Raw genomic sequence first — 24,597 nt, forward strand, 5'->3', positions numbered from 1 at the left:
CGGCGCATAATTGTTGTTATAGTATAACATTACATGAGAGAGCCATTATGAAACCCGGCATCCATCCCGATTATCGCACCGTGGTGTTCCACGACGTCAGCGCCAACACCTACTTCAAAGTGGGATCGACCATCAAAACCGATCGCACCATCGAGCTGGACGGCGAAAGCTGGCCGTATGTCACCCTCGACGTCTCTTCCGCTTCGCATCCGTATTACACCGGCAAGCAGAAAGACTATTCCAAAGAAGGCAGCACGGCGCGCTTCCAGCAGCGCTTTGGCCGCTTTATCGGCAATAAGTAACAAGGAAACCCCATGCAGGTATTGAGTTCATTGCGTTCGGCGAAAAATCGCCATCCGGATTGCAAAGTCGTGCGTCGTCGTGGCCGCATCTATGTGATCTGTAAAAGCAATCCGCGATTCAAAGCGGTACAGGGACGTAAGAAAAAGCGTTAACTCCAAAGTGTCATCTGTCGCAAAGCCCCGTTGCTGCTCAACGGGGCTTTTTTTATGGCGAGAAAGTACCTGCAAGCTGCCCCCGCCGGCAAGCGGGGGCGGAGATTACTTCATGCTGCTCAGCAGCGCGTCGACATTGTGCTTGAACGCCTGCTCATAGGTGGCCGCAGGGCCGCCCACGCGCGAGAGCGCTTCAGGGTACAGCTCGCCGCCCGCCTTGGCGCCGGTGGCGGCGGCAATCTGTTTCACCAGCCGCGGATCGGTCTGGTTTTCGATAAAGTAAGCGTTAACTTTTTCCTGTTTGATTTGCTTGATCAGGCCGGCCACATCGCTGGCGCTGGCTTCGGCCTCGGTGGAAAATCCGACCGGCGCAAGGAAGGTGACGCCATACTCTTGCCCAAAGTAACCAAAGGCATCATGGCTGGTGAGCACCTTACGTTTCTGCGGCGGCACAGCGGCGAACTGGGTTTTGGCCCACAGATCCAGCTTTTGCAACTGCTGAATATATTCGGCGCCGCGCTGGCGAAAATAGTTGGCATCCTCGGGATCGGCGGCGATCAGGGCGTTCATCACATTGGTGGCGTACTGCACGCCGTTTTTCATGCTGTTCCAGGCGTGGGGATCGGTAATCGGTTTGCCGTCCTCCTCCATTTGGCGGGTGTTGATGCCCTGTGACGCGGTAATCACCTGTCCTTTATAACCCGAAGCGCTGACCAGGCGATCGATCCACCCTTCCAGCCCCAGGCCGCTGACGAACACCACGTCGGCCTGCGCCAACGTCTTGCCGTCCTGCGGTGAAGGCTCGAAGCTGTGCGGATCGCCATCCGGCCCCACCAGTGTGCTAACCTTGACGTGATCGCCCCCTACCTGTTTAACGATATCTCCCAGAATGGAAAAGCTGGCGACGGCGTCGACGGTCTTCGCCATCGCCAATGGGCTGGCCAGCAGAGCAGCGACCGCCAGCGATATAGGTAAACGTTTCATATTTTCTCCTTGCAAATGGCACTTCTCAACGGCGCGCAAAGGCGTAAATGCCTCCACGCGTTCCAAACAGGATCGAGACAAAGAAGATGACGCTGGCGCTGAGCACGATCGCCGGACCGGCAGGCAGCGAAGCGTAGTAGGACCACACCAGCCCAATCAGGCTGGACAGCGCGCCGATGCCCATCGCCACCGCCAGCATCTGCGGCAGATTGCGCGCCCAGAAGCGTGCGCTGGCGGCGGGCAGCATCATCAGCCCCACCGACATCAGGGTGCCGAGGATCTGGAACCCCGCCACCAGATTGACCACCACCAGCGCCAAAAACAGGCCGTGGATCAGCGCCAACCGGCGCGGCGCGTTAACGCGCAGGAAAGTGACGTCGAAGGACTCGATCACCAACGCGCGGTACAGCACCGCCAGCGCCAGCAGCGACACCGTGGCGATCGCACCGACCATCAGCATCGCCTGCGCATCCACCGCCAGAATCGAACCGAACAGCACGTGCAGCAGATCCACGCTGGAACCGCGCAGCGAGACCAACGTGACCCCGAGCGCCAGCGACCCCAGATAGAATCCGGCGAAGCTGGCGTCCTCTTTCAGCGGCGTGCGGCGGCTCACCAGGCCGGACAACATCGCCACCGCCAGCCCGGCGATAAAGCCGCCCACGCCCATGGCCACCAGCGACATGCCGGAAATCAGATAACCGATTGCCGCGCCGGGCAACACCGCGTGGGACAACGCATCCCCCACCAGGCTCATGCGGCGCAGCAACAGAAACACCCCCAGCGGGGCGGCGCTGAGCGATAGCGCCAGACACGCCATCAATGCGCGGCGCATAAAACCGAAAGAGAGAAAAGGGTCGATAAGCCCATGCAACAGCATCATGGCGCCACCACCCGCAGGCCCGGCTGCCGTTCGGCGGCGAGATACCGCGGCACCTGTTCCAGCACGCGCTCGGCCGCGCCCCAATGACACGCCTGCGGGGTCAGCAACAGCACCTGCGGAAAATGCTCGGCGACCATCGACATGTCATGCAGGACGGCGATCACCGTTCTCCCCTGCTGGTGCAGCTGCGCGATCACCTGCAGCAGGATCTGCGTAGTGGCGCTGTCGATGCCGGTGAAGGGTTCATCCAGCAGGATCAACGGCGCCTGTTGGACCAACAGGCGCGCAAACAGCACCCGCTGCAGCTGGCCGCCGGAGAGCTCACCCACCGGACTGTGCGCCAGCGCGCTCATGCCGACGCTCGCCAGCGCCTCATTAACCTGGCTCGCCGCACGCTGGTTCATACCACCGAACATGCCGCTTTGCGGCCAACATCCCATCGCCACCAGATCGCTCACCGCGATCGGGAATTGCCGATCCAGCTCCGCCTGCTGCGGTAAATAAGCCTTGCGCAGCGGCTTTTCACCGCTAAAGTCCAGGCGACCCGCCAAGGGCGGCAACAAACCGGCGAGCGTTTTCAGCAACGTCGATTTCCCTGCCCCGTTGACGCCCACCACCGCGGTTAACGAACCGGCGCTAAACTGCCCGCTCAGCGGCGGGAAAAGCGGCGTGGCGCCATAGCCTATCGCCAGCTGACGTAATGAAATCATGGCAGCGACACCGCCCAAAAAATGCCGAGCCACAGCAGAGCCAACAAAACGATAGCGCCCGCGCAGCGCAGGGCCGCAGAGGTGGTGAACAACGAATTCAGTGACGACGCGGCGTCATTTTGCGAAGTGGGAATCAAGGGAATAACCAAAGCAGCAGATTTGTAGTTACAATATAACATCACAATAAATAACTTGTCTCAAGCGTTGCCGGACTCATTAATGCAACGGAACGTAACAGCTCGTCGCGCAGCAGGTCTCCCCCCTCACCCCCTTGGGATATTCCCGTTCGGCAAAAATGTTGGCGGAAGGTAAAAAAACAGCGGTAAATCGAAAAATTTACCGGCGCGAGTGGAAAAGGAGTAAGATGAGCAGATAACATTGTTGTTGGCCGAGATTAATGCTTGTTACCCTTGCCTGTAACCTGGACGTCAACGCACTTTCTGTTAAAAAATTAAAGAAAGTGATTAATGACAATATTGCGGAGTTAGTGCCGGCGCTGACCAGCGGACTCAGTTTTTATTCTGAAAGCGCACGCTATGCCGAAGATTCATTAGAAATACTTGATATAGTGCAACAAGGTGACAGCGATTATTCAATGAGTTATCGCTATAAGTGGGGCATTTTTAATGCTTGCCTGGATATCAACAGCGAAGACACGATCAGCGATAGCGTCCGGTTCCGCGTGGCGCAACGGGGTTTAATCTTCGACATCATTGATAACTCACGCCCATCAACCGCGGATGAATTGTAAGTTTACGTAATAACTGCAGGCCAAACGCGAAAAAATGATTTATATTCATTTTACGGGAAGTTTATTTAACCACCGTTAAGCTGCCTCCGTTCATGATGTAAATCAGCTTACTCACATAGTGTTATCAACACCGCCATTAAGACTTACGGAGGGGATGATATGGATGAGTATTCGCCTAAGCGACACGACATTGCTCAACTCAAATTCTTGTGCGAAAATTTGTATGATGAAGGTATCGCCACCCTGGGAGACAGCCACCACGGGTGGGTCAACGATCCGACATCCTCCGTCAACCTTCAGCTTAATGAGTTGATCGAACATATCGCTTCGTTTGTGATGAGTTATAAAATTAAATACATGGACGAATCCGATTTGTCGGAGTTAGTCGAGGAATATCTCGACGATACCTATACGCTGTTCAGCAGCTACGGTATCAATGATTCCGACCTGCGCCGCTGGCAAAAAACCAAGGCGAGATTATTCAGAATGTTCTCAGGAGAGGACATCTGTACGACAATGAAAACTTAGGGGATAATTATTCCCGAGCTATTTTACGGTTATTAAACTAAAAGGCCACCATGACTAAAACCGACTATCTGATGCGTTTACGTAAATGCACCACGATTGATACTCTCGAACGTGTTATTGAAAAAAATAAGTACGAGCTTTCCGATGATGAACTGGAGCTGTTTTACTCAGCCGCCGATCATCGTTTGGCGGAGCTGACCATGAACAAGCTGTATGACAAAATCCCCACCTCCGTTTGGAAATATGTCAGATAATCAGCCCCCAACGCGTTGAGCCGATGCTTTTATCGGCTTCAATGTTCAAGTTGAATAGGTCATTTTCCTATTGACAACGAAATGTTAATTACGCTCATCTTTGCCGTTAATAATAAATAGCAACAATTCTCGGTTAATGCCCGGGGTATTACGCCTTAACGCTATTCACGCGTGAAGACGCTCGCCTCACATTGCCTGTGTGGTGCAAATCGCGGCGAATATCCCTGAGGCCATCGCTGCCACGCCGCCGCGCCGGGCGGCGTGATCCATCACCGCCAGGCTCAGAGCATACGGCGCAAAATCGCCCGCCGGGCGAAACAGTGATGCTTAATCACCGCCGCGATGTGCAGCACAATCATGGCCGACAGCGCGATGCATGAATAACGGTGCACGGCGAAAAAGAAACGATTAACCTCAAGATTCGCAATCGGACGGGGAAAATCGATCGCGCCGAAAACCGCAAAGCCGTGCTCCAGCATGAGAAAGCCGCTAAGCAACACCACGAAAATCAGCAGGTAGAATATTTCGTGCAGCAAATGCACCAACCCCTTCTCGCGCCCTTGCAGCATATTGCCATAAGGCACTTTAGGCCGAAAAAAACGCCAGATAAAGCGCGCCGCCATCAGCGGTGTCAGCACCAAGGCCAACGACATATTGGTCACGGAGAAAAAGGCGAAGATGCGCGCATCCGTCATAAAATGCAGTGAATAACCCACGATCATGACGTAGATCATCACGGCGGCAATGCCCCAATGCAGTAACCGACTGAAAAGATCGTAACGGGCAGGTTCGTGTGACATAAAGCTCCTTTAAAAGCGGCCATCATTGGCCGCTTGACTATCCGATTCGCACTTACTTTTTCACGACCCAGGCGTCCTGCCAGTTGGATCCCACGCCCGGCTCAAACTGCGTCGCGCCGCTGTTCCACTGCATGCAGTAACCGCTGTAAGGGAAAGGTTTGCACTGATAAACCTTGCCGTCTTTCGGTTGCAGCACCGTGGTACCGGCGGTGTATTTACTCAGCGCGTTCGGGAAGACGAAGTTGTAGTCGCCATTGCCGCCACCGCCGGTGGATTCAGCTTCCAGATTGAAGTTTTCGATATCCGGCTGAATGCTCTGCCCATTGTCGTTGCTGGCGATCACTTTCAGCATGTGGTGGCCCTCGCTGACGTTGTTCAGCGCGATGGTCAGCGGCTGGCTGGCGTCTTCCAGCGTCTCTTTCACGTAGCCTTTTTCCGTCTGGCCGTGATCGTAAACGCGCGCTTCAACGGTCAATTTGCCTTTAACCTCGGCATTGAAGGTCAGCTGAGCTTTACCGTCCTTGATCTTGGTGCTGGACAGGTTGCCGATGCGGATCTCTTCGGTGATAGCCGGCGTTTCTTCCTCATAGGAGATCACCACACTCTTCATCGTGCTGCCTTGTTTGGCGAAGACCGCATTATTGCCAAACACCGGATTGACGTTGCCTTTAGCGTCTTTCACCCCGGCACGCACCGCTTTCTGTTCGGCGTTGATCTTGCTGGCCAACGCGTGGCTCCAGCGGTTTTTGTCGGTCAGCGCCTCACTGTCGATCGCCAGCTCGGTTTTCATCGTCAGCACTTCACCGTCCGCATCGAAGAAGCGGGCGATCACCTTGTCGCCAACCTGCAGGTTTTTGCCGGTGAGAGAGCCTTGCAGCTGCTTGCGCCATTCGGACACGACGCCGTCGTCCTCGAAGTTGACGTCAACCACCTGATAGAAACTGTTCACCGTGTCATTGATTTCCCACACGCCATAAATCACCTGATAGCCGGTTCTCTCCGGCACTACGCACTGGTGCACTTCGCGATCTTTTGGCGCCTGAGCATGGCCATCGACTTCACAGAACGGCTCTTTTTCGAAAGCCTCGCGCGACAGCGGCTTATTCACGTCCCAGTCTTGTTTGGTGATGTAATAACGCCAGTTATTGGTTTTGTGCTTGGCGGTGTGGTACCAGGTGAACGTCTGCGGTCCCGGCTTCATGGTGTTCAACGCCCAGACGTTGACGCCCTGACGATCCAGCGGCTCGAAACCGCCCACCCCGCCGCTGGCCAGCTGACCGTCGCGCGGCGTCGCGCCGCCAGGGAAGCCGGAAACCTGCTCGACGCTCTGCGGTTCCCACTGCGCTCGGCCGCAGTCGGTGTTGCTGCCCAGCTTGCACTTGTAAGCGCGGCTCTCGGGCACTTCGATATAACCGTGCGACCAGGCGGCCGAGGAGGCAGTGAGCGCTGCCATCATCAGGGCGATTTTGGATAATTTCATTACGACTCCAGTTAAATTTATTGGATTCCAACTGAGTGAGAAGAAACTCAAAGAGATGCGGCGATACCGCGAGAGGAATAATAAGTAGAAGCCCTGAACGCCCGGCACTTAGAATGCATTAAAATAATAAAACCTAATGCCGTCAGAATATTAAACCGCATGATAAAGGGTTAAAATATTCCTGACCTCATAAAGCGCCGCCATGCGGCGCAAGAAAATACCGACACCGCGCCACTTCCACAGGGAAAATAACGTGACATTGAAAAACATCGCCACGGCGTTCATGGCATGCCTGCTGTTATCCGGCTGTCAGCACGCCGCCAAATCGGCCCCTGACGCCGCCATCCAGCGCGACCAGCTGTCATCGCTGGTCGGCGCCGGCCAGTTTCTGAGAGAACGCTGCAACCGCGCCGATATCCCGGCCAACGACCCACTCGCGGCGGCGGCGTTGCAGGCGGCGGAGAGAAAAGGCTGGGCGCCGGCGCTTAATCGCACCCAGTTGCTTGACGCAGGCAAAAACGTCGCCGCGCAGCTGGAGGCCGACGCCACGCCGTTGCAAGAGAAGTGCAGCGGACTCAACCGAACGCTGGCGCCGTTTTTAGCCCAGCTCCGTTAACCCGCCAGCGGTAGCGCAAGCCACTGGCAGGCTACCGCGCCGGCGCCCGCCACCGCCAAACCCGGGCCAAAAGGCAGGGGCTGCGCCCCATCGCCGCCGCGCCACACCCGCAGCAGCAGCCACAGCAGGCTGCCGGTGGCGGCAAACAGCAGAATCGACGGCAAAACGGCATAGCCGCCCCAGGCGCCGAGCGCCGCCAGCAGTTTAAAATCGCCGTATCCCAGCCCCTCGCGGCCGGTCGCGAGACGAAATCCCCAATACAGCAGCCACAGCGTCAAATACCCCGCCAGCGCGCCGATGACCGCCGTCGGCAAAAATGCCGGGTGCGCCAGGCAATGCCACAACAGCCCGGCCCACAGCAGCGACAGCGTCAGGCAATCCGGCAACAGCTGACAATCGCTGTCGATCGCCGCCAAGGCCAGCAGCAATGCAGCAAACGCCAACATGAAAACCCAATCCACACCGATGCCGACGCGCCAGGCCAGCGTTATTCCCATTAGCATCAGCAATAGCTCCACCAGTGGATAACGGATGGAAATAGGCGTGCGACAATAACGACAGCGACCGCGCAACAGCAGCCAACTTAATAAAGGAATATTATCGAGCGCCGATATTTTCATTGTGCAACACGGGCAGAATGAACGCGGCAAAAAGAGATTAAATCGTTCGGCCTGCGCCATTTCCATTTCGCGCTCAAGCATGACAGGCAGCCGATAAACGACCACATTGATAAAACTGCCGATGCACAGGCTCAACACGGCGCTAAATAGCAGCCAGTGTTCATCGGCCACTGCGTTTATTGCGGATAGCATGGCTCTCTGGATCCTCTATTGTCGTCGCGTGGGTGACATCCCGGTTGCGCCGTTACCCGCAGTTGGCTGATTTGCACCACGCCCGGCGCCTGCCCCGCACGTTCTGCGGCGAGTGAGAGCACGCGGATCCCGTGCTCGCGTTGCAGGGCGGCCAGCCACGGCAACAGGCGTTCAAACGGCACCGGTGGCAGCGTGACCCGCACATCCGCTTCACTTTCCGTCAGTTCGGCGATGGCGATGCGATATGCCAGCGCACTCTGTCGCAGTCGCTCCGGCAGTTGCTCGCGCGCGGCGACGCTCTGCGGCAAACGCGCCTGCAATTGTTGGATGACGCGCGCCTGCTCCCGCAGCGCCGCCAGCCGTTGTGCGTTTTTTTGCGCCTGTGAAAATTGATACAGGCAGTAGCCGCAGGCCATCAGCATCAACAGGCTTAACAGCACTGCCCGCCGCAGCGCCTTATCGCGCCAACCGATGTTCATCGCTCACCTCTCACCGTCAGGATCGCCTGGTTAGGCGCGCTTCCCTCGCTGAACGTCATGCTGACGCCACCGGCGTTGACCGGCGCCGGCAGCGGCGCGTCGTTTCTGTTTACCGTCACCACCAAACGATCGTCGGCGGCGTCGAAAGCCAGCGCCTGCAACTGCGGAGGTTCCCAGACAGCAAGCGCCTCGGCCGCGTAGGGCAACAGCCTGAACAGCTGCGGCGCATTCAGGGTGTCTTGCATACGCCGTGCCCACGCTTGCGCCGCCCGTTCGGCGAACGCCGGCGCGGTCTCGCCACTCGGCAGCAGGCGCTGAGTCAGCGCCGTTATCTGGCTTTCGCTCTGTCTGGCCTTCAATTGGTGATGCAAGCCCCCCACCAGCAGCGAACCGCTGAGCAGCAGCATCGCGCAGGCGGTCTTATCGGGCAGACGGCGCGGCCAGCGCACGCCCGGTTTGAAACGCCCCTGCAACAGCGTGGATGTGCTGTTCCAGGCCTCTTCCGCCAATCGCCACAGCGGATCCTCATCGATACGCGCCGTTTCCCAGCCCGCCGGCACCTCTCCGCCACGGTGCAGACACCAATCCGGCGTCGGCCACGGGACGCTGTCCCCCCAGGCATCGGGCAACTGCATGCCCTGCATGCCCCCCGTTCGGAGCAACCAGTGTCCGCGCCAGCGCAGTGCGCTGCATTGGTTCGGCAACGGCAACGCCAGCACGTCGGGCAGCAGGGCATCGACGCGAATGCCGCAGGCGTTGAGGCTATCGACCCAGCCTTGCATCTGCGCCAGCGCAACGCCGGCGATAGTGAAATCGCGCTGCACCTTGCCCAGCACCGCCCAATGCATCTGCTCGACATCGGTCAACAATCCGGTCTCATGGGAGTACGCCAGCGCCAGCGGCGTCGCCTGCCGGGCCTTGCCCTGGAATGTCGTTTGTCTCAGCACCACATGACGGGCAGGTACCAGCACCACAACCCGGCTGCCCTGCGCCATAGCCGCCAACTCACTACCGCCTTCGGCCAGATCGAGGCGGGCGGCAAAGCGGCAGCGCGTCTCGCCGACGCGGCCCCAGCGCACATCGGCCATCGCATCATCGTCCAGCGCGATAAGCAGGATGGTGTTCGCCATCGTTTACCCTTCCCCTCTGTCGAACCGACGTCCGCTGACCGTGACGCCTGACGGGCCCGGCTGCAACGCGCTGACCAGCCGATAGCGTCCGTCGTTCAGCCTAAGCTGCAGCTGCGCAATCCAGCGGTTATCGTCGAAAATAAGTCGCTCGCCAAGGCCATCCTCGCCCAGCGCCTGCAGCGCTTTTTCCTGCGACAAAAACGCCAGCGTCTGCCAGCCCTGCGGCGGGCGGGCCGCCAGCAGCGCCCGCAGCCGCTCATCGCTCAGCGCGTTCATCAACATCGCCCGCAGCAGCGGCAGCTGAGCTTCGTTCACGGCGTCCGGATTGAGGCGCAGCTCGGCATCCGGCGCCGCACAAAGCAGCGGCGCAAGACGCAGATAAAGCTCGCGGTCGATGCCGGCCAGCTCCCGCAGCTCGCTGACATCCCCCATCAGATATCCTTCGCCATAGGCTCTGGCGACGATCGCATCGGCAATCGCGCCCGCCTGGGCAGCGGCGATCCCCTGATTGTTCAATAGCAGCATGAATATTCGTCTCTCCTTATTGGGGGTTCCCCCCTCGCTATCGCCGACATCCGCCGGGCGGGCGGCGCGGATCAGGGCGTTGAGGTTGAAACAGGCGTCAACGCGGCGCAGACGTATCGCCACTTCCCCCTCTTCGGTGCGCATGCTGAAGGTCGCCCCTGATGCCCCCCACGCCTTCCGCTGCTCTCCCGCCTGCTGCAGCCGCTGCCGGGCGTAGCTCTCGCCGCCCAGCAGCAACCATTTCGCCCGCAGCCGATCCTGCTGCGACTGGGTGCGCGCCAGCGAACGCTGCCAGTTATCGTTGATATTGACCGCCACGATCGCCATCAGCGACATCATCAGCAACACCATCAACAGCGCCATACCGCGTTGTTTATTCATAATGGCCTCGCGGCAGGCAACGTGACGATGCGCCGGACTTCTCCCAGCGCGGGGGTGTCGATGGCGATCTCCACCGCCTGCGGCAGCAGCCCGCCGGCGCGCCAGGCCGTCAACCATTCGCCCTGCCGGTAAAAACGCAGTTGGAACCGCGTCACCTCAGACAACAGCAGCACGCTGCGCGCCGCCGCCTGCGGGCTGCTCAAATTCGGGTAACTGAGGCGTTCGAGCCGCCCCTGCCGGTAGCGATACGCCACCCGCTCCTGCGTGGCGCGCGGCAATCGGGCCTGGGGGTTCGGCCAGCCGTTTCGGATCAGCAGCAGCTGAAAATCGCCGCCTTCCTCTCCCGCCGTCTGCAGCACCGCAAACTCCGGCGCCGCCGGCCAGCGTTTATCGCCGGTCGGCGCGCGCGCCTGCGCCTGCGTCAAATCGCGCTCGACGATCGCCAGCGCCCGTTGCAGCTGGGTCAACTGCGTCGATTTGCGCTGGGTGATTTCGTCGTTTTTCAGCACGCCTCTGAAGACCGTCAATGCGGTGAGCGACAGCATGGCGAACAGGGCGATGGCCAACAGCATTTCCACCAGCGTAAAACCCCGTTGCAAAGCGCGCTTCACAACAACGCCCTGTAGGTGAGCATCTCCACCAGCGCATTGCGATCCTGCGGGTCGCGCCTGACTTCAATCGCGATCGCCCGCATCCCGGCGTCGCTGGTCTCCCGCCCGCGATAGCGCCAGTGCCAGGTTTCACCGGCCATCACCGTGGTGCCCGAATGCCAGGCGAGCGTCGGTGGGCGGGGATCGAGCTGCAGCAGCGTCAGCTGGTTGTCCGCCACCCACAGCGCCACGGTCTTGGCTTCGATCGCGCTCAGGCTACGCACCTGGCCGCCGGTGCTGTTGATCAGCGCCAGACAGCCGATGGCGAAGATCATCAGGGCCACCATCACTTCCAGCAGCGTCATGCCCTGCTGGCGTCTCATTTTCCGCGTCATCGCAACGAATGTCCGTCGTTTCAAATACAAAGTAACCGGGCGCCTGCAATCGCCACAGACACTTGCCCTGCGATAGTTCCACGCTGAATGCCGTGGTTTCGCCCCCCGGATACAACCACACCTGCGGCAGCGCCGCCTCTGCGGCGAGCGCGACGGTTTGCCCTTCAACGCTCAGCCGCAGCGCGACGCCGTCCGGCAGAGCGTACTGTTCCCGGCTCTCCCGCCCCGCTTCGGCGACGCTGCGCCAACCGCCGTCATCGAACGCCACGCCATACCTCACCCCTTCGCGCTCGGCCCGCTCGGCGAGGGCATTAAGCCAATGGCTCAATCGCTCCCCCTGCTGCGCCAACGGCTTCTCATCCGCTGGAAAACTCAGCATCACCAGGCCGCTGGTCACCCCCAGCAGCAGCAATACCAACATGGTCTCCAGCAGCGTAAAACCGCGTATGCGCCTCATGGCGCGTCGGCCACCCAGTTACCGATGTCATCATCGGTATCAGCGACGCCGTCCGGCCCCAGCGTGAACACATCCAGCTTGCCATGGCGCCCCGGGTTGCGCAGACGATAAGCTTGCCCCCAGGGGTCTTGCGGCAAGCGGCGGATATAACCGTCTTCGGGATAATTCCTTGGGATCGGCGCCAGCGTCGGCCGGGTCACCAGCGCCGCCAGCCCCTGCTCCGCGCTGGGATAACGGCCGTTATCCAGCTTGTACATATCCAGCGCGTTCTCCAGCGCGACGATATCGCTGGCGGCCTTTTGCCGATCGGCCTTCTCCTTGTTACCCATCAGGCTTGGGATGGTCAGGCTGGCCAACAGCCCCAGAATGACGATCACCACCATGATTTCCAGCAGCGTGAACCCACGCTGCCGGGACCTGCGCAAATTGCTGATATGACTCACCTTACTCTCCATTAACGGCATGATTAACCGACCATATTATTGAGCTGCAATATCGGCTGCAGGATGGCCAAAATGATAAACAGCACCGAACCGGCCATCGCGATCACCAATAAAGGCTCAAACAGCCCCAGCGCCAGCGTGATTTGCCGGCTGAAGGCCTCCTGCTGCATCGCCGCCGCCCGTTCGAGCATCATGTCCAGTTCGCCGCTGCGCTCGCCGGACATGATCATGTGTCGCATCATCGGCGAGAACAGCGCGGTACCTTCAAGCGACGGCGACAATCCTTCCCCCTCTCGCACCCGCTCCATCGCCGCCAGCAGGCGCTCACGGGCAGCCTCGTTGCCCAACACGCCGGCGCTGATGCGCATCGCCTCCAGCAACGGCACGGCACTGGCGTTCAAAATGCTCAGCGTTTTGGCGTAGCGCGCGGTATTCACCGCCAGCGACAGCTTGCCGACCACCGGCAGCCGCAGGATGAACGCATGCCAGCGTGCGCGCCGCGCCGGATCCCGCAGGCGATAACGGAAAGCGCCAAGGCCCGCCAGCGCCGCCATCAACACCGCCGCCCCCCATTGTCGCAATCCGTCGCTGGCGCCGAGCAGCATCCGGGTCGACAGCGGCAAGGTCTGCTTCATATGCACAAACTGTTCGATCACCTTCGGCACCACTGCCGTCAGCAAGATAGCCACCACGCCAATCGCCACCGCCGTCAGCACCATCGGGTACACCAACGCCTGTACGATCTTGTTCTTCATGTGCTGGCGCTGTTCGACATAGTCAGCCAGCCGTTCCAGCACCGGCCCCAGATGGCCGGCAATCTCACCGGCCGCCACCATGGCGCAATAGAGACGGTCAAAAATCTGCGGATACTGCCCCAGCGCCTGCGCCAGCGGGAAACCCTCCAGAATGCGCTGCCTCACCTGAGTCAACGCCGCCTGCAGGCCTTTTTTCTCCGTTTGCCGCGCCACCGCCATCAGCGCCTCTTCCAGCGGCAGCGCGGCGGACAGCAGCGTCGCCAGTTGCCGGGTGAGCAGCGCCAGATCGCCGCTGCTCACGCCGCTCATCCAACGGCCGGCAAGCAGGCCGGCAAGAGCGGATCGCCTGCGCGCCTGCACCGCCAGCACCTGCCACCCCTTCTCACGCAACCGATCGCGGGCCTGACGCAGAGAATCCGCCTCCAACACGCCACGCCGGGCGCGCCCCTCACGATCGCAGGCGCGATAATCAAACTTCATCGCCATCCCCTTCGCGCGTCACCCGCAACACTTCTTCCAGGCTGGTCTCTCCGGCGCTCATTTTGGCGATCCCATCCTGACGCAGCGGCTGATAGCGCTCCCCGGCCAGCCTGGCGATGTCCAGCTCACCGTCGCTACGGTGGATTGCCCTGCGCATCGGTTCATCCAGCACCAACAGTTCATGCAAACCGATTCGGCCGCGATAGCCCTGCCCGCCGCAGACCTCGCATCCTATCGGGCGCCAGCAGGTCAGCGCCTGCGTCGACGCCAGCCCCAGTTGGCGCCGCTGCGCGTCAGGCAGCGCATAAGGCTCGCGACAGTGCGGGCAAAGCCGGCGCACCAGGCGCTGCGCCAACACGCCGCTCAGCGAGCTGGAAAGCAAAAACGGTTCAACGCCCATGTCCCGCAGCCGGGTCACGGCGCCGATCGCCGTGTTGGTATGCAGGGTCGACAGCACCAGATGCCCGGTCAATGAGGCCTGCACCGCGATCTGCGCCGTTTCACCGTCGCGGATCTCGCCGATCAACACCACATCGGGATCCTGACGCAGCAGCGCGCGCAGCCCGCGCGCGAAGGTCATGTCCACCTTGGGGTTCACCTGCGTCTGCGCGATGCCGGCCAGTTCATACTCGACGGGATCTTCGATCGTCATGATGTTGCGCTGTTCGTCATTGATCTGGTTCAGCAAGGTATAGAGCGTGGTGCTCTTGCCCGAACCGGTCGGGCCGGTGACCAGAATAATGCCGTGCGGCTGGCGGATCAGGCGCAGCAACGCCTGTTGGTGCGCCGCCGCCATGCCCAGGCTGGGCAGTTCGAGCCGCACGCCCTGTTTATCCAACAGGCGCATGACCACGCGTTCGCCGTGGCTGGCCGGCATCACCGACACCCGCACGTCGATCGCCCGCCCGCCAACCTTCAGCGCCATGCGCCCATCCTGCGGCACGCGCTTCTCGGCGATATCCAGCTTCGACATGACCTTGATGCGCGACACCAGCAGCGCCGCCAGCTTGCGCTGCGGCGCCAGAATGCGGCGCAGCGCGCCGTCAATACGAAAACGGATCACCAGCTCGCTCTGGTAGGTTTCGATGTGAATATCGGAGGCGCGCTCTTTGATCGCCTCACTCAGCAAGGCGTTAATCAGGCGGATAATCGGCGCATCGTCCTGTTCGTCCAACAGGTCTTGCTGCTGCGGCAGCTCTTCCGCCAACGCATAGAAATCCAGTTCGCCGCCCAGATCGTCGATCATTTTCTGCGCCTGGCCGCTTTCCCGCTGATAGTGCGCCACCAGCCGTTGTTCAAAGGCCTCCGTGTCCAGCCGGGCCAGCGTCGGCTCACCGGGCAGGCAGCGGTACGCCTCCATCAACGCGGCCTGGCGGGTCTCGGGGTGACAATACAGTTGGATGCCGCTCTGCCCGTCGACGGCCAGCACGCCATGCTGCCGCGCCCAGCCAAAAGGCAGCCGCGGCCCCACAGAACGGGGCTTCACGGGCGCGCTCCGCGCGAATAAAACGCCTCGATACGCGCGACGGTGGCGAGGAACGCCCGATTGTCGATCGCCTTCTTATCGCCGGCGATCTCGCTGCGCAGTGCGTTATTCAGCTCACGATCGTCCTGCTGCTCGGCGTCGAACTTGCCTAACTTGCGCTGGCTCTGCCGGGCATACCCCTCGGTGCTGCGAATGATGGTCGGGCGGATAAACAGCATCAAATTACGCTTGCTCGCTTTGGTGGCGTTCGAGCGAAACAGCGCCCCCACCAGCGGGATCTTGCCCAGGATCGGCACGCTGCTCTCCAGCTCCGAGTTGGACTTGTCCAGCAGCCCGCCCACCACCACGGTCTCACCGCTGTCCACCAGCACCGTATTGTTGACCGTGCGGATATTGAAGGTCGCCCCCAGCGAATCCGGCGTAGCGCCGGCGCTGTCGGCAACGCTGGAGACCTCCTGCTCGATCTGCATCAGCACGGACTGGCCCTGATTGATCTGCGGTTTGACCTTGAGCTTGATGCCCACCGTTTTGCGCGACACGGTATTGAAGACGTTATCGCTGTTGGTGGTTTGCGAACCGGTGAGGATCGGCACATCCTGCCCGACGCTGAACTCCGCCTCGGCGTTATCGAGCGTAACGATGCTCGGCGTAGCCAGGATATTGTTTTGGTTGTTGCTGGCGATGGCGGACAGCAATACGCCCCAGTTGCCGCTGTAGAAACCGGTCATCAGGCCGTTGGCCTTGCCGAACACATCGCTCATGCCGTTTTCGAACCCCGCCGAGATGCCGGGCGCCTGGCCGGCGAACTGCGTGCCGCCGCCGTATTTGTTGGCCCACTGCACGCCGATGTTCAGCCCCTGCCCATCCTGCACTTCGACGATCACCGCTTCGACCAGCACCTGCGCGCGCCGCACATCCAGCTTGGCGACCACCGCCTCCAGATCGCGCATCACGTCCGGCGCGGCGGTGATGATCAGCGCATTGGTCTGCTCATCGGCCTTGATCACCACATTTTTCAACAGCGCCACGTTGGCGGCGGCGCTCTCTTTCTCGTTTTGCAGGCCCGCGCTCACGCCGGTCAGCACCTCGACCAGGCTCTGCGCCTTGGCGTATTTGAGCGGAATGACCTGGGTATTGCCTTGGGTGACACTCTTGTTATCCAACTGCTCAATCAGTTCTTTGGCGTGTTCGCGGGCCCGATCGTCCCCGGCGATCATCACGCTGTTGGTGCGCTCATCCGCCACCAGACGCAGCGAGCCGGCCCCGGCCATACGCCGTTTGCCCTCTTCGCGAAACAGTTCGTTCACCATCCGCGCGATCTCCGGCGCCGCCGCATGCTTCAGCGCGAAGGTCTCCACCTGATTGCCGTCGTCCTGATCCATCTCCCTCACAAGGTCGAGTAGGCCGTTGACCACCCCGGCTCGGCCGGTGATCAACAGCGCATTGCCCTGCTCGTAATGCGCCACGCTGCCCACGCCGATGCTGTCGTTAAGCTGGCGCAAGATCGGAGAAACGTCTTTGGCCGCGATATTGCGCAGCGGTACCACCCGCATCACCACTTCATCCCCTTCGGCGATCGCCTCGCCGCCGCTTTGCGACAGCGCGGCTCTTTTTCCCTCTTTGGCGGCGATCACCTTCAGGATATTGTTGGGCATGCCGATGACCGTATAGCCGTAGACGTCCAGCACATTGAGAAAGAACTGGTAATATTGCTTCTCGTCGAGCTGTTCGTAGCTGCGCACCGTAACCTTACCTTTCACCGCCGGATCGATAATGATGGTCTTGCTCAGGTTTTTACTGACCGTATTGATAAATTCCTGAATGTCCGTGCCTTTGAAATTGGCGGAGAATTGCTCCGCACGCGCCAGGCCCCCCAGGGCAATCATGACAGCCGCCGCCGCTAACGCGCGCCATAAACCGGCGCTCCAGCCTGCGCGGGAACGAAAAATAAAATGCGTCATCACAGTGTTGCCTTATGCTGTAAAACACCCCACGCCGAAGCGGTGCGCCGGCTACTCTTTAAACGTCAGCGCGGCGTAATAACCGTTTTCATCGAGCAGTATTTTGTTTTTTAATATCCGCACGATAACGGCATTGCTGCCGACCAGCCGGTCGCCAACGCCATACCCGGTTTGCTTACCGCCATGTTCCACGATAACCAGGCTTTTTTCGGCGTTATCACTGAACAGCAGACCGGTTATCTTGCCGAGCGCCGCGGCCTCCGGCGCGTTAGCCAGCAGCTCGGCGCCGATCGCCCACTCGCCGACCTTATACCCGCGCGCCTTTTCGCCGCTTTTCGCCGCCTGATAACGGCCAAACCAGTGTGCGTCGTTAATTTTCTTGATGTCATCTTCCTGGGGAAAGACGCCATGGCGCACTTGCTCACGCCCACTTTCAAGGTGCGGCTCAACGGGTTCGTTATTCACGGTTATCATTCGCCACACCTGAGAAAGCATGAACGTCAAATTAGCCAGGAAGAAAAGTAGAATAAAAAAGTCTATTAACCGCTTGCTCACTGGCCCCCCGGTTATTCAACGGCGCCAACGCTAAGCGGAAATGCCCAACACCATCGCCACGGAAAACAGCAGCGTGATGGCCAGCGCCACTTTATAATTTACGGCGTCCAGCCACGTTCGCCGCTGTTTATTAGCCGCCGGTGCCAAGCATTGCTCCCGCGTATTCGCGCGTTCGCAGGCCTGGAAACTCAGCATCACGCCAAATCGGGGAATGGTTTTGATCACCTCGCCCGGAATACCGTGGCGGGAGAGCAAAGCTCGGCATTGGAATATCATTTGATAATAGTTATTGTCGCTGATGGTCTCATGGTTGCAGAACCAGACTGCGCGAATAATGTCATTTTTCTTATAGATGCCACTCAACAGGCACAGCATGAAACGCCGCTGCAATTCGGTCATTTCGATGAGCACATTCTCTTTTTTAAATAACAGCGTCTTTTCATTGTTGTTTAAGATCACCAACTCATTTTCCAACAGAGTCTCGTTCAGGGCAATGCTATGTATGTCCATCTCTCGCCTATCAGTTTAATGAAGTCCAAAGGCTCCCTGTGCCATTACCTTTGCACGCATGCGGCAGATGCATTTTCAACGCAAACAAGTGATTCGCCGTGTTAAGAGCCGGCTCAATTAATCATGTTAAAAATATTCATGCAACTTATTTATTTAAAATAAACAATATAAAATTAATCTAACAAAACAACACAAGCCAAAAACCATTAAGTCATTTAAAAACATGGTGATAGAAGAATTTATAAAATAAGTGAACCGCCATTAAATTCGATTAGTGATGCGAAAAATAGACAATGACCGATAATAACTCATGTTATTAGTTATGCGCTAAAAAGACGGTGGAACGCTATAAACGGCAAATAAAATACATCTTTATCGGAGGGGGCAATAAAGTAAACGTCAGGATTCAATATTGCATAAGAACATCGGCGAATAGGCATTGCTAAACATCAACGTGTTTTTATCAATGCTGCGAATATGATAAAATGTCGACTCATTGCTGAAAAAGTAGGTATAAATCTCTTCCGGTAAGGTATCACGCGGCGAATAGTTGACCTCGCCATACTGAAAGCGATAAAAACTCCCCTGCGAAACATAGCTGAAGTTAACCCGCCGATTGACGAAGTATTTCTTTTCACCGTCGTTGGCTAACCCCGACAGGACCATCACGCCCTTATCGCCGGACAAAAAGATGTAGTTTATTTTCAGCGACAGCTGAATGTCGTTATGGGCCGCCTGCGCGTCCAGTGAATTGAAATAATTGAACGTGGCGTTCGCTTCGCAGGAAAAATCACTGAAGTCATGATGGCTGCGTATCAGGGAATACATCACGCTGCCGGTCAACACGCACAGGCCGACCAGCGTGGCTGACAGAATATTTAACTTTTTTTCCATGCCCGAATGTACTCGCTCTCACAGTTATGCAAAACAGCCGCACTGTCCTTCGTGCATTTGGCGATAAACTGGCGTCCGCTGTCTTCATTGGCATTTTGAGAACGGTTAACCTTGGTAATGACGACCTCGCCGGATCGGCAATGTCGGCCATACAAATCTTTCCTGACCAGAAACTGCAAGTAGCCGTCCTGGTGATTCGCCAAAAAATGGCCGGCATAGTAGATCGGGCAACCGTTCACCGTGCCGACGTAGGACAATACCTGCTTCTTTTCACTGTCGCGATGGTGCTTGTAATAGATGAAGCACAGCGCCAGAAAAGATAAGGGTACGACGATCGATAAACTGCGCAGCAGAATAAAAAAATAGTGATGGGTGTTTTTTGTCGTTGCGGCAGGTGACGCCAACGTCACCGCGGCATCGGCAAGCTGAGGGGGCTCGGGTAAATCAATCCGCAGTCGGTCGACAGGTATTATTCGATTAAGTCTATACCCCTTTTTGGATAGGGTAACGATGAGGCGCTCGTTGAAACCGACAGACGTCAATGCGCGTCGGGTCAGGCTGATATATTGATTTAACGTCGCGGAAGAGGCGCTCAAGCCGTGATCGGTCCAAACCTGCTGCAACAGCGTCTCGCGGCTCACCGTCTCATGGCCGTGTTCAAGCAAGCATTTGAATACTCTGGCATTGACGCTGGATAAGAAAACTTCCCGCCCCTTCTTTAAACTTTTCAATGAACCGTTTTCAGTATTAAATGTAATATCTTTATCAATGATATAAATCATGTTTAGCCTGACAGCGCACACGGGTTATTATTTAAACTTATTGAGCCAGTTCGACGACCGCCGCTAAGCGCGGATAGTTTTTTTGCACAGAGAAAAAACAATACTAACGTCATCCCAACAGGTGCGCAACTTTAAGAATTTTCCCCATCTCTCCATCCTTATTTGTCCCACAAATGGCGGTATACGCGTTATTTTTTCGCCGTCATCGGATCTGTTGGCAACAATACATTTCTATCAGGGGGATAAAGGCTAAAACGGTGCAGAGGACACGCTTCGCGATCGCGACGTGAAAGTAACGCCTGTTCAGCGTATCGACTTGATGAATAACGGGGAAGAGCGTTTTTGCGGGACGCAAATGGGTGGGGACCCTGCCAGCTACATCCCGGCACACACGTCACCTGCTGCGGCTGCTTCCTTCCGGACCTGACCGAGTTCACAAGTTAGTGTTGCGGGAGAACCAACAGGGCCCCCATTGACGGCTTCTGTACTCCGAAGCGGTGGGCATTATCGGCGATGCCCCATCAAATAGCAAGCCAACCGGGGCCAACCGCTGTTTTCTTGCCCACCTGCATTGTGGCACACTCTCCGCCTGGGTTTTGACTCGCGCAGGAACTGCAACATGCAACCAGAAGACGCCTCTTTCAGCCAGCGGGTATTCCATATCGTGGCCGCTATTCCGTACGGCAAAGTCACCACCTACGGTGAAGTCGCCCGTCTGGCCGGTTCGCCGCGCGCCGCGCGTCAGGTCGGCGGCGTGCTGCGGCGTTTGCCGGAAGGCAGCACGCTGCCGTGGCACCGCGTAATCAACCGGCACGGGCAAATCTCGCAACAGGGGGAGGATTTTCAACGGCAACGGCAGGCATTGCTGGCGGAGGGGATTATTTTCGGCCCGCACAGCACGGTCGATTTCGATCGCTACGGCTGGCGCTGGTAAAAAAAAACAGCCTTTGGCCGAAGCGCAAAGGCTGTTGATTGGGTCTTGCCGTACCGCAGCAGAATTACTGCATCGCGCTTGGCGCAGCCTGCATCGGCACGCCCTGCACCGGAACCAGCAGCAGATCGGCGCGGGTGCCGTTGCGGTTAACCACTTCCTGGATCGTGTCGGTAATGAACATCAGTCGCCCGTTGACCGTCACCGCCGCGCTCAGAATGATGCGCGCATTCGGTTGGATATCAGACGGGTTGTACGGCAGCGTAAAGTTGAACGGCGCTTGTTGCCCTTCGGTACGTATCGCGCGCTGTGCAATCACTTTGGACGGCGCATCCGCCAGCGAGGCATCAGAGAGGGTGACAGTCAGTACGGCGTCCGGCGGCAGCGCAATGCGCTGACGTATATTAACCGAACCTGTCACCGCCGGCCCCTGAATCTGCGTTTGCGCAGCCGCCGGGTTGCCGGCCGCCGGTGTAGGCACATCAGCACTCTTTTGCGCGCATCCTGCCAGCGTGATCGTCAGTGCTGCGGCACCGCCTACGATTTGCCAGAGTTTCATGGATCGGTCTCCTTTTTTATTATCAACACGTTGGTGGCTTTCACCACCTCACTCATTAAACTTAGCACAAAACACTGATAAATCCACTTTGCCCCGCCTATTAATCACTTAGCCAGCCTAATGCGCTCACTATTAAGAGCATTCTCATCGGCCCTTTAACGCAAGATATTGACGCCGCGCCGTGATATTCCGCACACTGCGCAAAATGATTATTAGAAAGGTAACAATTTTATGAGCCAGGCATTGCAAAACCTCCTCGATCTGTTGGATCTGGAGAAAATCGAAGAAGGGCTGTTCCGCGGCCAAAGCGAAGATCTGGGGCTGCGCCAGGTGTTCGGCGGGCAAGTGGTCGGCCAGGCGCTGTACGCCGCCAAACAGACGGTGCCGGACGAGCGCAGCGTGCACTCGTTCCACAGCTACTTCCTGCGCCCGGGCGACAGCAGCAAGCCGATCGTCTACGACGTAGAAACCCTGCGCGACGGCAACAGCTTCAGCGCCCGTCGCGTCAGCGCCATCCAGCACGGCAAACCTATCTTCTATATGACCGCCTCCTTCCAGAGCCCGGAAGAAGGTTTCGAGCACCAGAACCAGATGCCGGACGTGCCGCCGCCGGAAGGGCTGCTGTCCGAATCAGAGATTGCTCAGAAGCTGGCGCCGATGCTGCCGACCAAAGTACGCGAAAAATTTATCGGTCAGAAACCGATCGAAATGCGCCCGGTGAAATTCCACAACCCGTTGAAGGGCAGCGTGGAAGAACCGCATCGCTACGTGTGGTTCCGCGCCAACGGCAGCATGCCGGACGATGCGCGCATCCACCAATATCTGCTGGGCTACGCATCGGACTTTAACTTCCTGCCGACGGCACTGCAGCCGCACGGCGTCGGCTTCCTCGAGCCGGGCATGCAGGTGGCCACCATCGACCATTCGATGTGGTTCCACCGCCCGTTCCGCATGGATGATTGGCTGCTGTACGCGGTGGAAAGCTCCTCCGCCTCCGGCGCTCGCGGCTTTGTGCGCGGCCAGATCTACACCCGCGACGGCGTGCTGGTCGCCACCACCGTACAGGAAGGGGTGATTCGCCAACGCGACGCCTGATTTGCGGCATAAAGAAAGGGGCGATGTTTCCATCGCCCCTTTTTGCTTCATCATTATTTTCGTATTTAGCGCACTGCCCTGCTTCGAGTCTTACTGGTTGTAGGCGCTCTCGCCGTGGCTGTTGACGTCCAACCCTTCGCGCTCCTGCTCTTCCGGCACTCTCAGCCCCACCATCGCGCCCGCGATCTTGAAGGCGATAAAGGCGGCGACGCTTGACCACACCAGCGTAATCACGACGCTCAGCAGCTGGATCCACACCTGATGCCCCATCGTCACCCCTTCGGCATAGCCGGTGCCGCCGAGGGAAGAAGCGGTGAACACGCCGGTCAGCAGACAGCCGACGATGCCGCACACGCCGTGCACGCCGAACACGTCGCAGGTGTCGTCCACTTTCAGCCATTTCTTCAACGTCACTACGCCCCACAGGCCTGCGACGCCCCCCACCAGGCCGATGATCAACGCGCCGCCCACGCCCACGGTGCCCGCCGCCGGCGTAACGGCAACCAGCCCGGCGATCATGCCGGAGCAGGCGCCCAGCAACGAAGGCTTGCCGCGCAGCACCCACTCGGCGAAGGTCCAGGACAGAATGGCGCCCGCAGTAGCCACCACAGTGTTCAGGAATGCCAAGGCCGCGATGCCGTTAGCCGCGCTGGCGGAACCGGCGTTAAAGCCGAACCAGCCGATATACAAGATGGACGCGCCGGTAAACACCATCGGCAGGTTATGCGGTTTGAACGCCTCTTTACCGAAGCCGGCGCGTTTGCCGAGCAGATAGGCGCCGATCAGCCCGGCGCTGGCGGCGTTGATGTGCACCACGGTGCCGCCGGCGAAGTCCAGCGCACCGTCGGTGGCCAGATAGCCACCGCCCCACACCATGTGTGCGATCGGCAGGTAAGACAGGGTGAACCACAGGATCGCGAAGATCAGCACCGCCGAGAAGCGAATGCGTTCGGCGAAGCCCCCCACCACCAGCGCCACGGTAATGCAGGCGAAGGAGGCCTGGAAAGCGACGTGGATCATCTGGCTGATGCTGCCGGTGACGCTGTCGATGCCGATGCCTTTCAGCATCGCCGTCTGGAATCCGCCGAACACCGCATTGCCTTCGCTGAACGCCAGGCTGTAGCCATACAGCACCCACAGCACGCAGACCAGCGCGAAGGTGACGGTGACCTGCGTCAGCATCGACAGCACGTTTTTGCCGCGCAGCAGGCCGCCGTAAAACAGCGCGATGCCGGGCAGCGTCATGAACAGCACCAACGCGGTGCAGATCATCATAAAGGCGTTGTCGGCCTTATCGGCGACCGCCGGGGCGGCCAGGGCCAAAGAAGGAACCAGGGTTACCGAACTCAGGCCCAACATGGATAACAGTCTTTTCATTATCAATCATCCCCATCACTTAACTGAGTTCGCGGTTACAGTGCCGATTCGTCGGTTTCGCCGGTGCGAATACGGATCACGCGTTGCAATTCGGCAACGAAAATTTTGCCGTCGCCGATTTTGCCGGTGTAGGCGGCTTTGCTAATGACATCAACCACTTCATCCAACTGATCGTCGGCGATGGCGATATCGATTTTGACCTTGGGCAGGAAATTGACGTTATATTCGGCGCCGCGATACAGCTCGGCGTGCCCTTTCTGGCGGCCAAAGCCCTTCACTTCGGTTACGGTCAACCCCTGAATGCCCACGGAGGACAAGGCCTCGCGCACGTCCTCCAGCTTGAACGGTTTGATTACCACGGTCACCAGCTTCATATTGCCTCTCCACGAATTAAGCCCAAACTCACCCCGGTACACCTCATATGTAGCAAGGGCTGTGCCAAATTTTATTTTGCATGGCGATTCAGCGGATTAGCGGGCACGCGGGCGCCGCCGCGGCGCGGTACAGTACCGATACTTTGAATGGGTTAAATAATGCGC

The 24,597-nt window shown here is 58.5% G+C and carries 31 protein-coding genes and 1 other RNA gene; 8 read left to right on the forward strand and 24 right to left on the reverse strand.

Annotated features, from left to right (window positions below; genetic code table 11):
* The first annotated feature begins 47 nt into the window (after nt 1-47).
* Together ACJ8PE_RS08735 and ykgO are read left to right on the forward strand one after the other, a co-directional pair.
* The gene (locus ACJ8PE_RS08735) at nt 48-302 is read left to right on the forward strand and encodes a type B 50S ribosomal protein L31 (RefSeq protein ID WP_123061424.1); all 255 of its coding nucleotides are present in this window, start codon (nt 48-50) and stop codon (nt 300-302) included.
* A gap of 12 nt (nt 303-314) precedes the next feature.
* Nucleotides 315-455, forward strand: coding sequence for a type B 50S ribosomal protein L36 (ykgO, locus tag ACJ8PE_RS08740; RefSeq protein WP_004940304.1), 141 nt, complete (start codon nt 315-317; stop codon nt 453-455).
* A gap of 105 nt (nt 456-560) precedes the next feature.
* Here the strand turns inward: ykgO and ACJ8PE_RS08745 are convergent, their stop codons facing one another.
* The 3 genes from ACJ8PE_RS08745 to ACJ8PE_RS08755 are packed head-to-tail and all read right to left on the reverse strand — an operon-like array spanning nt 561 to nt 3,032.
* On the reverse strand, nt 561-1,439 hold the full coding sequence (locus ACJ8PE_RS08745) for a metal ABC transporter solute-binding protein, Zn/Mn family (protein ID WP_042783804.1): 879 nt from the start codon (nt 1,437-1,439) through the stop codon (nt 561-563).
* Between the two features lie 25 nt (nt 1,440-1,464).
* Complete coding sequence (locus tag ACJ8PE_RS08750) at nt 1,465-2,322, reverse strand: metal ABC transporter permease (protein ID WP_197793441.1); 858 nt, start codon at nt 2,320-2,322, stop codon at nt 1,465-1,467.
* Complete coding sequence (locus ACJ8PE_RS08755) at nt 2,319-3,032, reverse strand: metal ABC transporter ATP-binding protein (RefSeq protein WP_197761791.1); 714 nt, start codon at nt 3,030-3,032, stop codon at nt 2,319-2,321. The genes ACJ8PE_RS08750 and ACJ8PE_RS08755 overlap by 4 nt, the downstream gene beginning before the upstream one ends.
* A 397-nt stretch (nt 3,033-3,429) precedes the next feature.
* Between ACJ8PE_RS08755 and ACJ8PE_RS08760 the strand changes: the two genes are divergently transcribed.
* The 3 genes from ACJ8PE_RS08760 (at nt 3,430) to ACJ8PE_RS08770 (ending at nt 4,565) form a co-directional block, all read left to right on the forward strand.
* Nucleotides 3,430-3,783, forward strand: coding sequence for a hypothetical protein (locus tag ACJ8PE_RS08760; protein WP_047572432.1), 354 nt, complete (start codon nt 3,430-3,432; stop codon nt 3,781-3,783).
* A gap of 159 nt (nt 3,784-3,942) precedes the next feature.
* On the forward strand, nt 3,943-4,311 hold the full coding sequence (gene tomB, locus ACJ8PE_RS08765; RefSeq protein ID WP_004940312.1) for an Hha toxicity modulator TomB: 369 nt from the start codon (nt 3,943-3,945) through the stop codon (nt 4,309-4,311).
* 50 nt (nt 4,312-4,361) lie between these two features.
* Entirely contained in the window at nt 4,362-4,565 is a 204-nt protein-coding gene (locus ACJ8PE_RS08770; protein WP_004940313.1) for an HHA domain-containing protein, read from the forward strand.
* A gap of 281 nt (nt 4,566-4,846) precedes the next feature.
* Here ACJ8PE_RS08770 and ACJ8PE_RS08775 read toward each other — a convergent pair whose 3' ends face one another.
* Nucleotides 4,847-5,365, reverse strand: coding sequence for a cytochrome b (locus ACJ8PE_RS08775; RefSeq protein WP_197793439.1), 519 nt, complete (start codon nt 5,363-5,365; stop codon nt 4,847-4,849).
* Between the two features lie 52 nt (nt 5,366-5,417).
* The gene (gbpA, locus tag ACJ8PE_RS08780) at nt 5,418-6,845 is read right to left on the reverse strand and encodes an N-acetylglucosamine-binding protein GbpA (RefSeq protein ID WP_197779813.1); all 1,428 of its coding nucleotides are present in this window, start codon (nt 6,843-6,845) and stop codon (nt 5,418-5,420) included.
* A 253-nt stretch (nt 6,846-7,098) separates the two neighbouring features.
* On the opposite strand from gbpA, the gene gspS reads away from it, so the two are divergent.
* Nucleotides 7,099-7,461 (forward strand): type II secretion system pilot lipoprotein GspS, encoded by a 363-nt coding sequence (gene gspS, locus ACJ8PE_RS08785; RefSeq protein WP_033642100.1) that lies wholly within the window; start codon nt 7,099-7,101, stop codon nt 7,459-7,461.
* Here gspS and ACJ8PE_RS08790 read toward each other — a convergent pair.
* From ACJ8PE_RS08790 to ffs, 16 genes are all read right to left on the reverse strand, one after another.
* Nucleotides 7,458-8,273 (reverse strand): prepilin peptidase, encoded by an 816-nt coding sequence (locus ACJ8PE_RS08790; protein WP_197761783.1) that lies wholly within the window; start codon nt 8,271-8,273, stop codon nt 7,458-7,460. The two genes, gspS and ACJ8PE_RS08790, sit on opposite strands and share 4 nt — an antisense overlap.
* On the reverse strand, nt 8,258-8,752 hold the full coding sequence (gene gspM / locus ACJ8PE_RS08795) for a type II secretion system protein GspM (RefSeq protein WP_197793438.1): 495 nt from the start codon (nt 8,750-8,752) through the stop codon (nt 8,258-8,260). The genes ACJ8PE_RS08790 and gspM overlap by 16 nt, the downstream gene beginning before the upstream one ends.
* Nucleotides 8,749-9,882 carry a type II secretion system protein GspL gene (gene gspL, locus ACJ8PE_RS08800; RefSeq protein ID WP_404768986.1) on the reverse strand — a complete coding sequence of 378 codons (1,134 nt, stop codon included), beginning with the start codon at nt 9,880-9,882 and terminating at the stop codon, nt 8,749-8,751. Before gspL ends, gspM begins: the two co-directional genes overlap by 4 nt.
* Before the next feature lie 3 nt (nt 9,883-9,885).
* The gene (gspK, locus tag ACJ8PE_RS08805; protein ID WP_197793436.1) at nt 9,886-10,788 is read right to left on the reverse strand and encodes a type II secretion system minor pseudopilin GspK; all 903 of its coding nucleotides are present in this window, start codon (nt 10,786-10,788) and stop codon (nt 9,886-9,888) included.
* Nucleotides 10,785-11,399 carry a type II secretion system minor pseudopilin GspJ gene (gene gspJ / locus ACJ8PE_RS08810; RefSeq protein WP_042783795.1) on the reverse strand — a complete coding sequence of 205 codons (615 nt, stop codon included), beginning with the start codon at nt 11,397-11,399 and terminating at the stop codon, nt 10,785-10,787. Before gspJ ends, gspK begins: the two co-directional genes overlap by 4 nt.
* Nucleotides 11,396-11,773 carry a type II secretion system minor pseudopilin GspI gene (gspI, locus tag ACJ8PE_RS08815; RefSeq protein WP_370528315.1) on the reverse strand — a complete coding sequence of 126 codons (378 nt, stop codon included), beginning with the start codon at nt 11,771-11,773 and terminating at the stop codon, nt 11,396-11,398. Before gspI ends, gspJ begins: the two co-directional genes overlap by 4 nt.
* A complete protein-coding gene (locus ACJ8PE_RS08820; RefSeq protein WP_147880922.1) occupies nt 11,655-12,230 on the reverse strand; it encodes a prepilin-type N-terminal cleavage/methylation domain-containing protein in 576 nt (191 codons plus the stop codon). The genes gspI and ACJ8PE_RS08820 overlap by 119 nt, the downstream gene beginning before the upstream one ends.
* On the reverse strand, nt 12,227-12,685 hold the full coding sequence (gene gspG, locus ACJ8PE_RS08825) for a type II secretion system major pseudopilin GspG (RefSeq protein WP_197779839.1): 459 nt from the start codon (nt 12,683-12,685) through the stop codon (nt 12,227-12,229). Before gspG ends, ACJ8PE_RS08820 begins: the two co-directional genes overlap by 4 nt.
* 11 nt (nt 12,686-12,696) lie before the next feature.
* A complete protein-coding gene (gene gspF / locus ACJ8PE_RS08830; protein ID WP_099818243.1) occupies nt 12,697-13,908 on the reverse strand; it encodes a type II secretion system inner membrane protein GspF in 1,212 nt (403 codons plus the stop codon).
* Entirely contained in the window at nt 13,898-15,394 is a 1,497-nt protein-coding gene (gene gspE, locus ACJ8PE_RS08835; protein ID WP_404768984.1) for a type II secretion system ATPase GspE, read from the reverse strand. Before gspE ends, gspF begins: the two co-directional genes overlap by 11 nt.
* On the reverse strand, nt 15,391-17,280 hold the full coding sequence (gspD, locus tag ACJ8PE_RS08840) for a type II secretion system secretin GspD (protein ID WP_232096301.1): 1,890 nt from the start codon (nt 17,278-17,280) through the stop codon (nt 15,391-15,393). The genes gspE and gspD overlap by 4 nt, the downstream gene beginning before the upstream one ends.
* 126 nt (nt 17,281-17,406) lie before the next feature.
* Nucleotides 17,407-17,910: a type II secretion system protein N gene (locus ACJ8PE_RS08845; protein ID WP_332107494.1), complete on the reverse strand. Its 504-nt coding sequence runs from the start codon at nt 17,908-17,910 to the stop codon at nt 17,407-17,409.
* A gap of 30 nt (nt 17,911-17,940) precedes the next feature.
* On the reverse strand, nt 17,941-18,384 hold the full coding sequence (locus tag ACJ8PE_RS08850; RefSeq protein ID WP_226772955.1) for a winged helix-turn-helix domain-containing protein: 444 nt from the start codon (nt 18,382-18,384) through the stop codon (nt 17,941-17,943).
* Between the two features lie 435 nt (nt 18,385-18,819).
* Entirely contained in the window at nt 18,820-19,314 is a 495-nt protein-coding gene (locus ACJ8PE_RS08855; RefSeq protein WP_033642090.1) for a FidL-like protein, read from the reverse strand.
* The gene (locus ACJ8PE_RS08860; RefSeq protein ID WP_033642089.1) at nt 19,299-20,096 is read right to left on the reverse strand and encodes a winged helix-turn-helix domain-containing protein; all 798 of its coding nucleotides are present in this window, start codon (nt 20,094-20,096) and stop codon (nt 19,299-19,301) included. The genes ACJ8PE_RS08855 and ACJ8PE_RS08860 overlap by 16 nt, the downstream gene beginning before the upstream one ends.
* A gap of 366 nt (nt 20,097-20,462) precedes the next feature.
* An RNA gene (gene ffs, locus ACJ8PE_RS08865) (signal recognition particle sRNA small type) lies at nt 20,463-20,559 on the reverse strand.
* 156 nt (nt 20,560-20,715) lie between these two features.
* On the opposite strand from ffs, the gene ACJ8PE_RS08870 reads away from it, so the two are divergent.
* The gene (locus ACJ8PE_RS08870; RefSeq protein ID WP_033642088.1) at nt 20,716-21,030 is read left to right on the forward strand and encodes an MGMT family protein; all 315 of its coding nucleotides are present in this window, start codon (nt 20,716-20,718) and stop codon (nt 21,028-21,030) included.
* Between the two features lie 64 nt (nt 21,031-21,094).
* On the opposite strand, the gene ACJ8PE_RS08875 is transcribed toward ACJ8PE_RS08870, so the two are convergent.
* A complete protein-coding gene (locus ACJ8PE_RS08875; RefSeq protein ID WP_033642087.1) occupies nt 21,095-21,586 on the reverse strand; it encodes a YbaY family lipoprotein in 492 nt (163 codons plus the stop codon).
* A gap of 231 nt (nt 21,587-21,817) precedes the next feature.
* Between ACJ8PE_RS08875 and tesB the strand changes: the two genes are divergently transcribed.
* Nucleotides 21,818-22,681, forward strand: a complete 864-nt coding sequence (tesB, locus tag ACJ8PE_RS08880) for an acyl-CoA thioesterase II (RefSeq protein ID WP_033642086.1) — start codon at nt 21,818-21,820, stop codon at nt 22,679-22,681.
* A 90-nt stretch (nt 22,682-22,771) separates the two neighbouring features.
* Here tesB and amtB read toward each other — a convergent pair whose 3' ends face one another.
* Nucleotides 22,772-24,058 (reverse strand): ammonium transporter AmtB, encoded by a 1,287-nt coding sequence (gene amtB, locus ACJ8PE_RS08885; protein WP_033651092.1) that lies wholly within the window; start codon nt 24,056-24,058, stop codon nt 22,772-22,774.
* 35 nt (nt 24,059-24,093) lie between these two features.
* A complete protein-coding gene (gene glnK, locus ACJ8PE_RS08890) occupies nt 24,094-24,432 on the reverse strand; it encodes a P-II family nitrogen regulator (protein ID WP_004940327.1) in 339 nt (112 codons plus the stop codon).
* Nucleotides 24,433-24,597 lie beyond the last annotated feature (165 nt).

The sequence above is a fragment of the Serratia sp. CY74737 genome (assembly GCF_052166775.1).
GTDB classification, from domain to species: Bacteria; Pseudomonadota; Gammaproteobacteria; order Enterobacterales; family Enterobacteriaceae; genus Serratia; species Serratia ureilytica.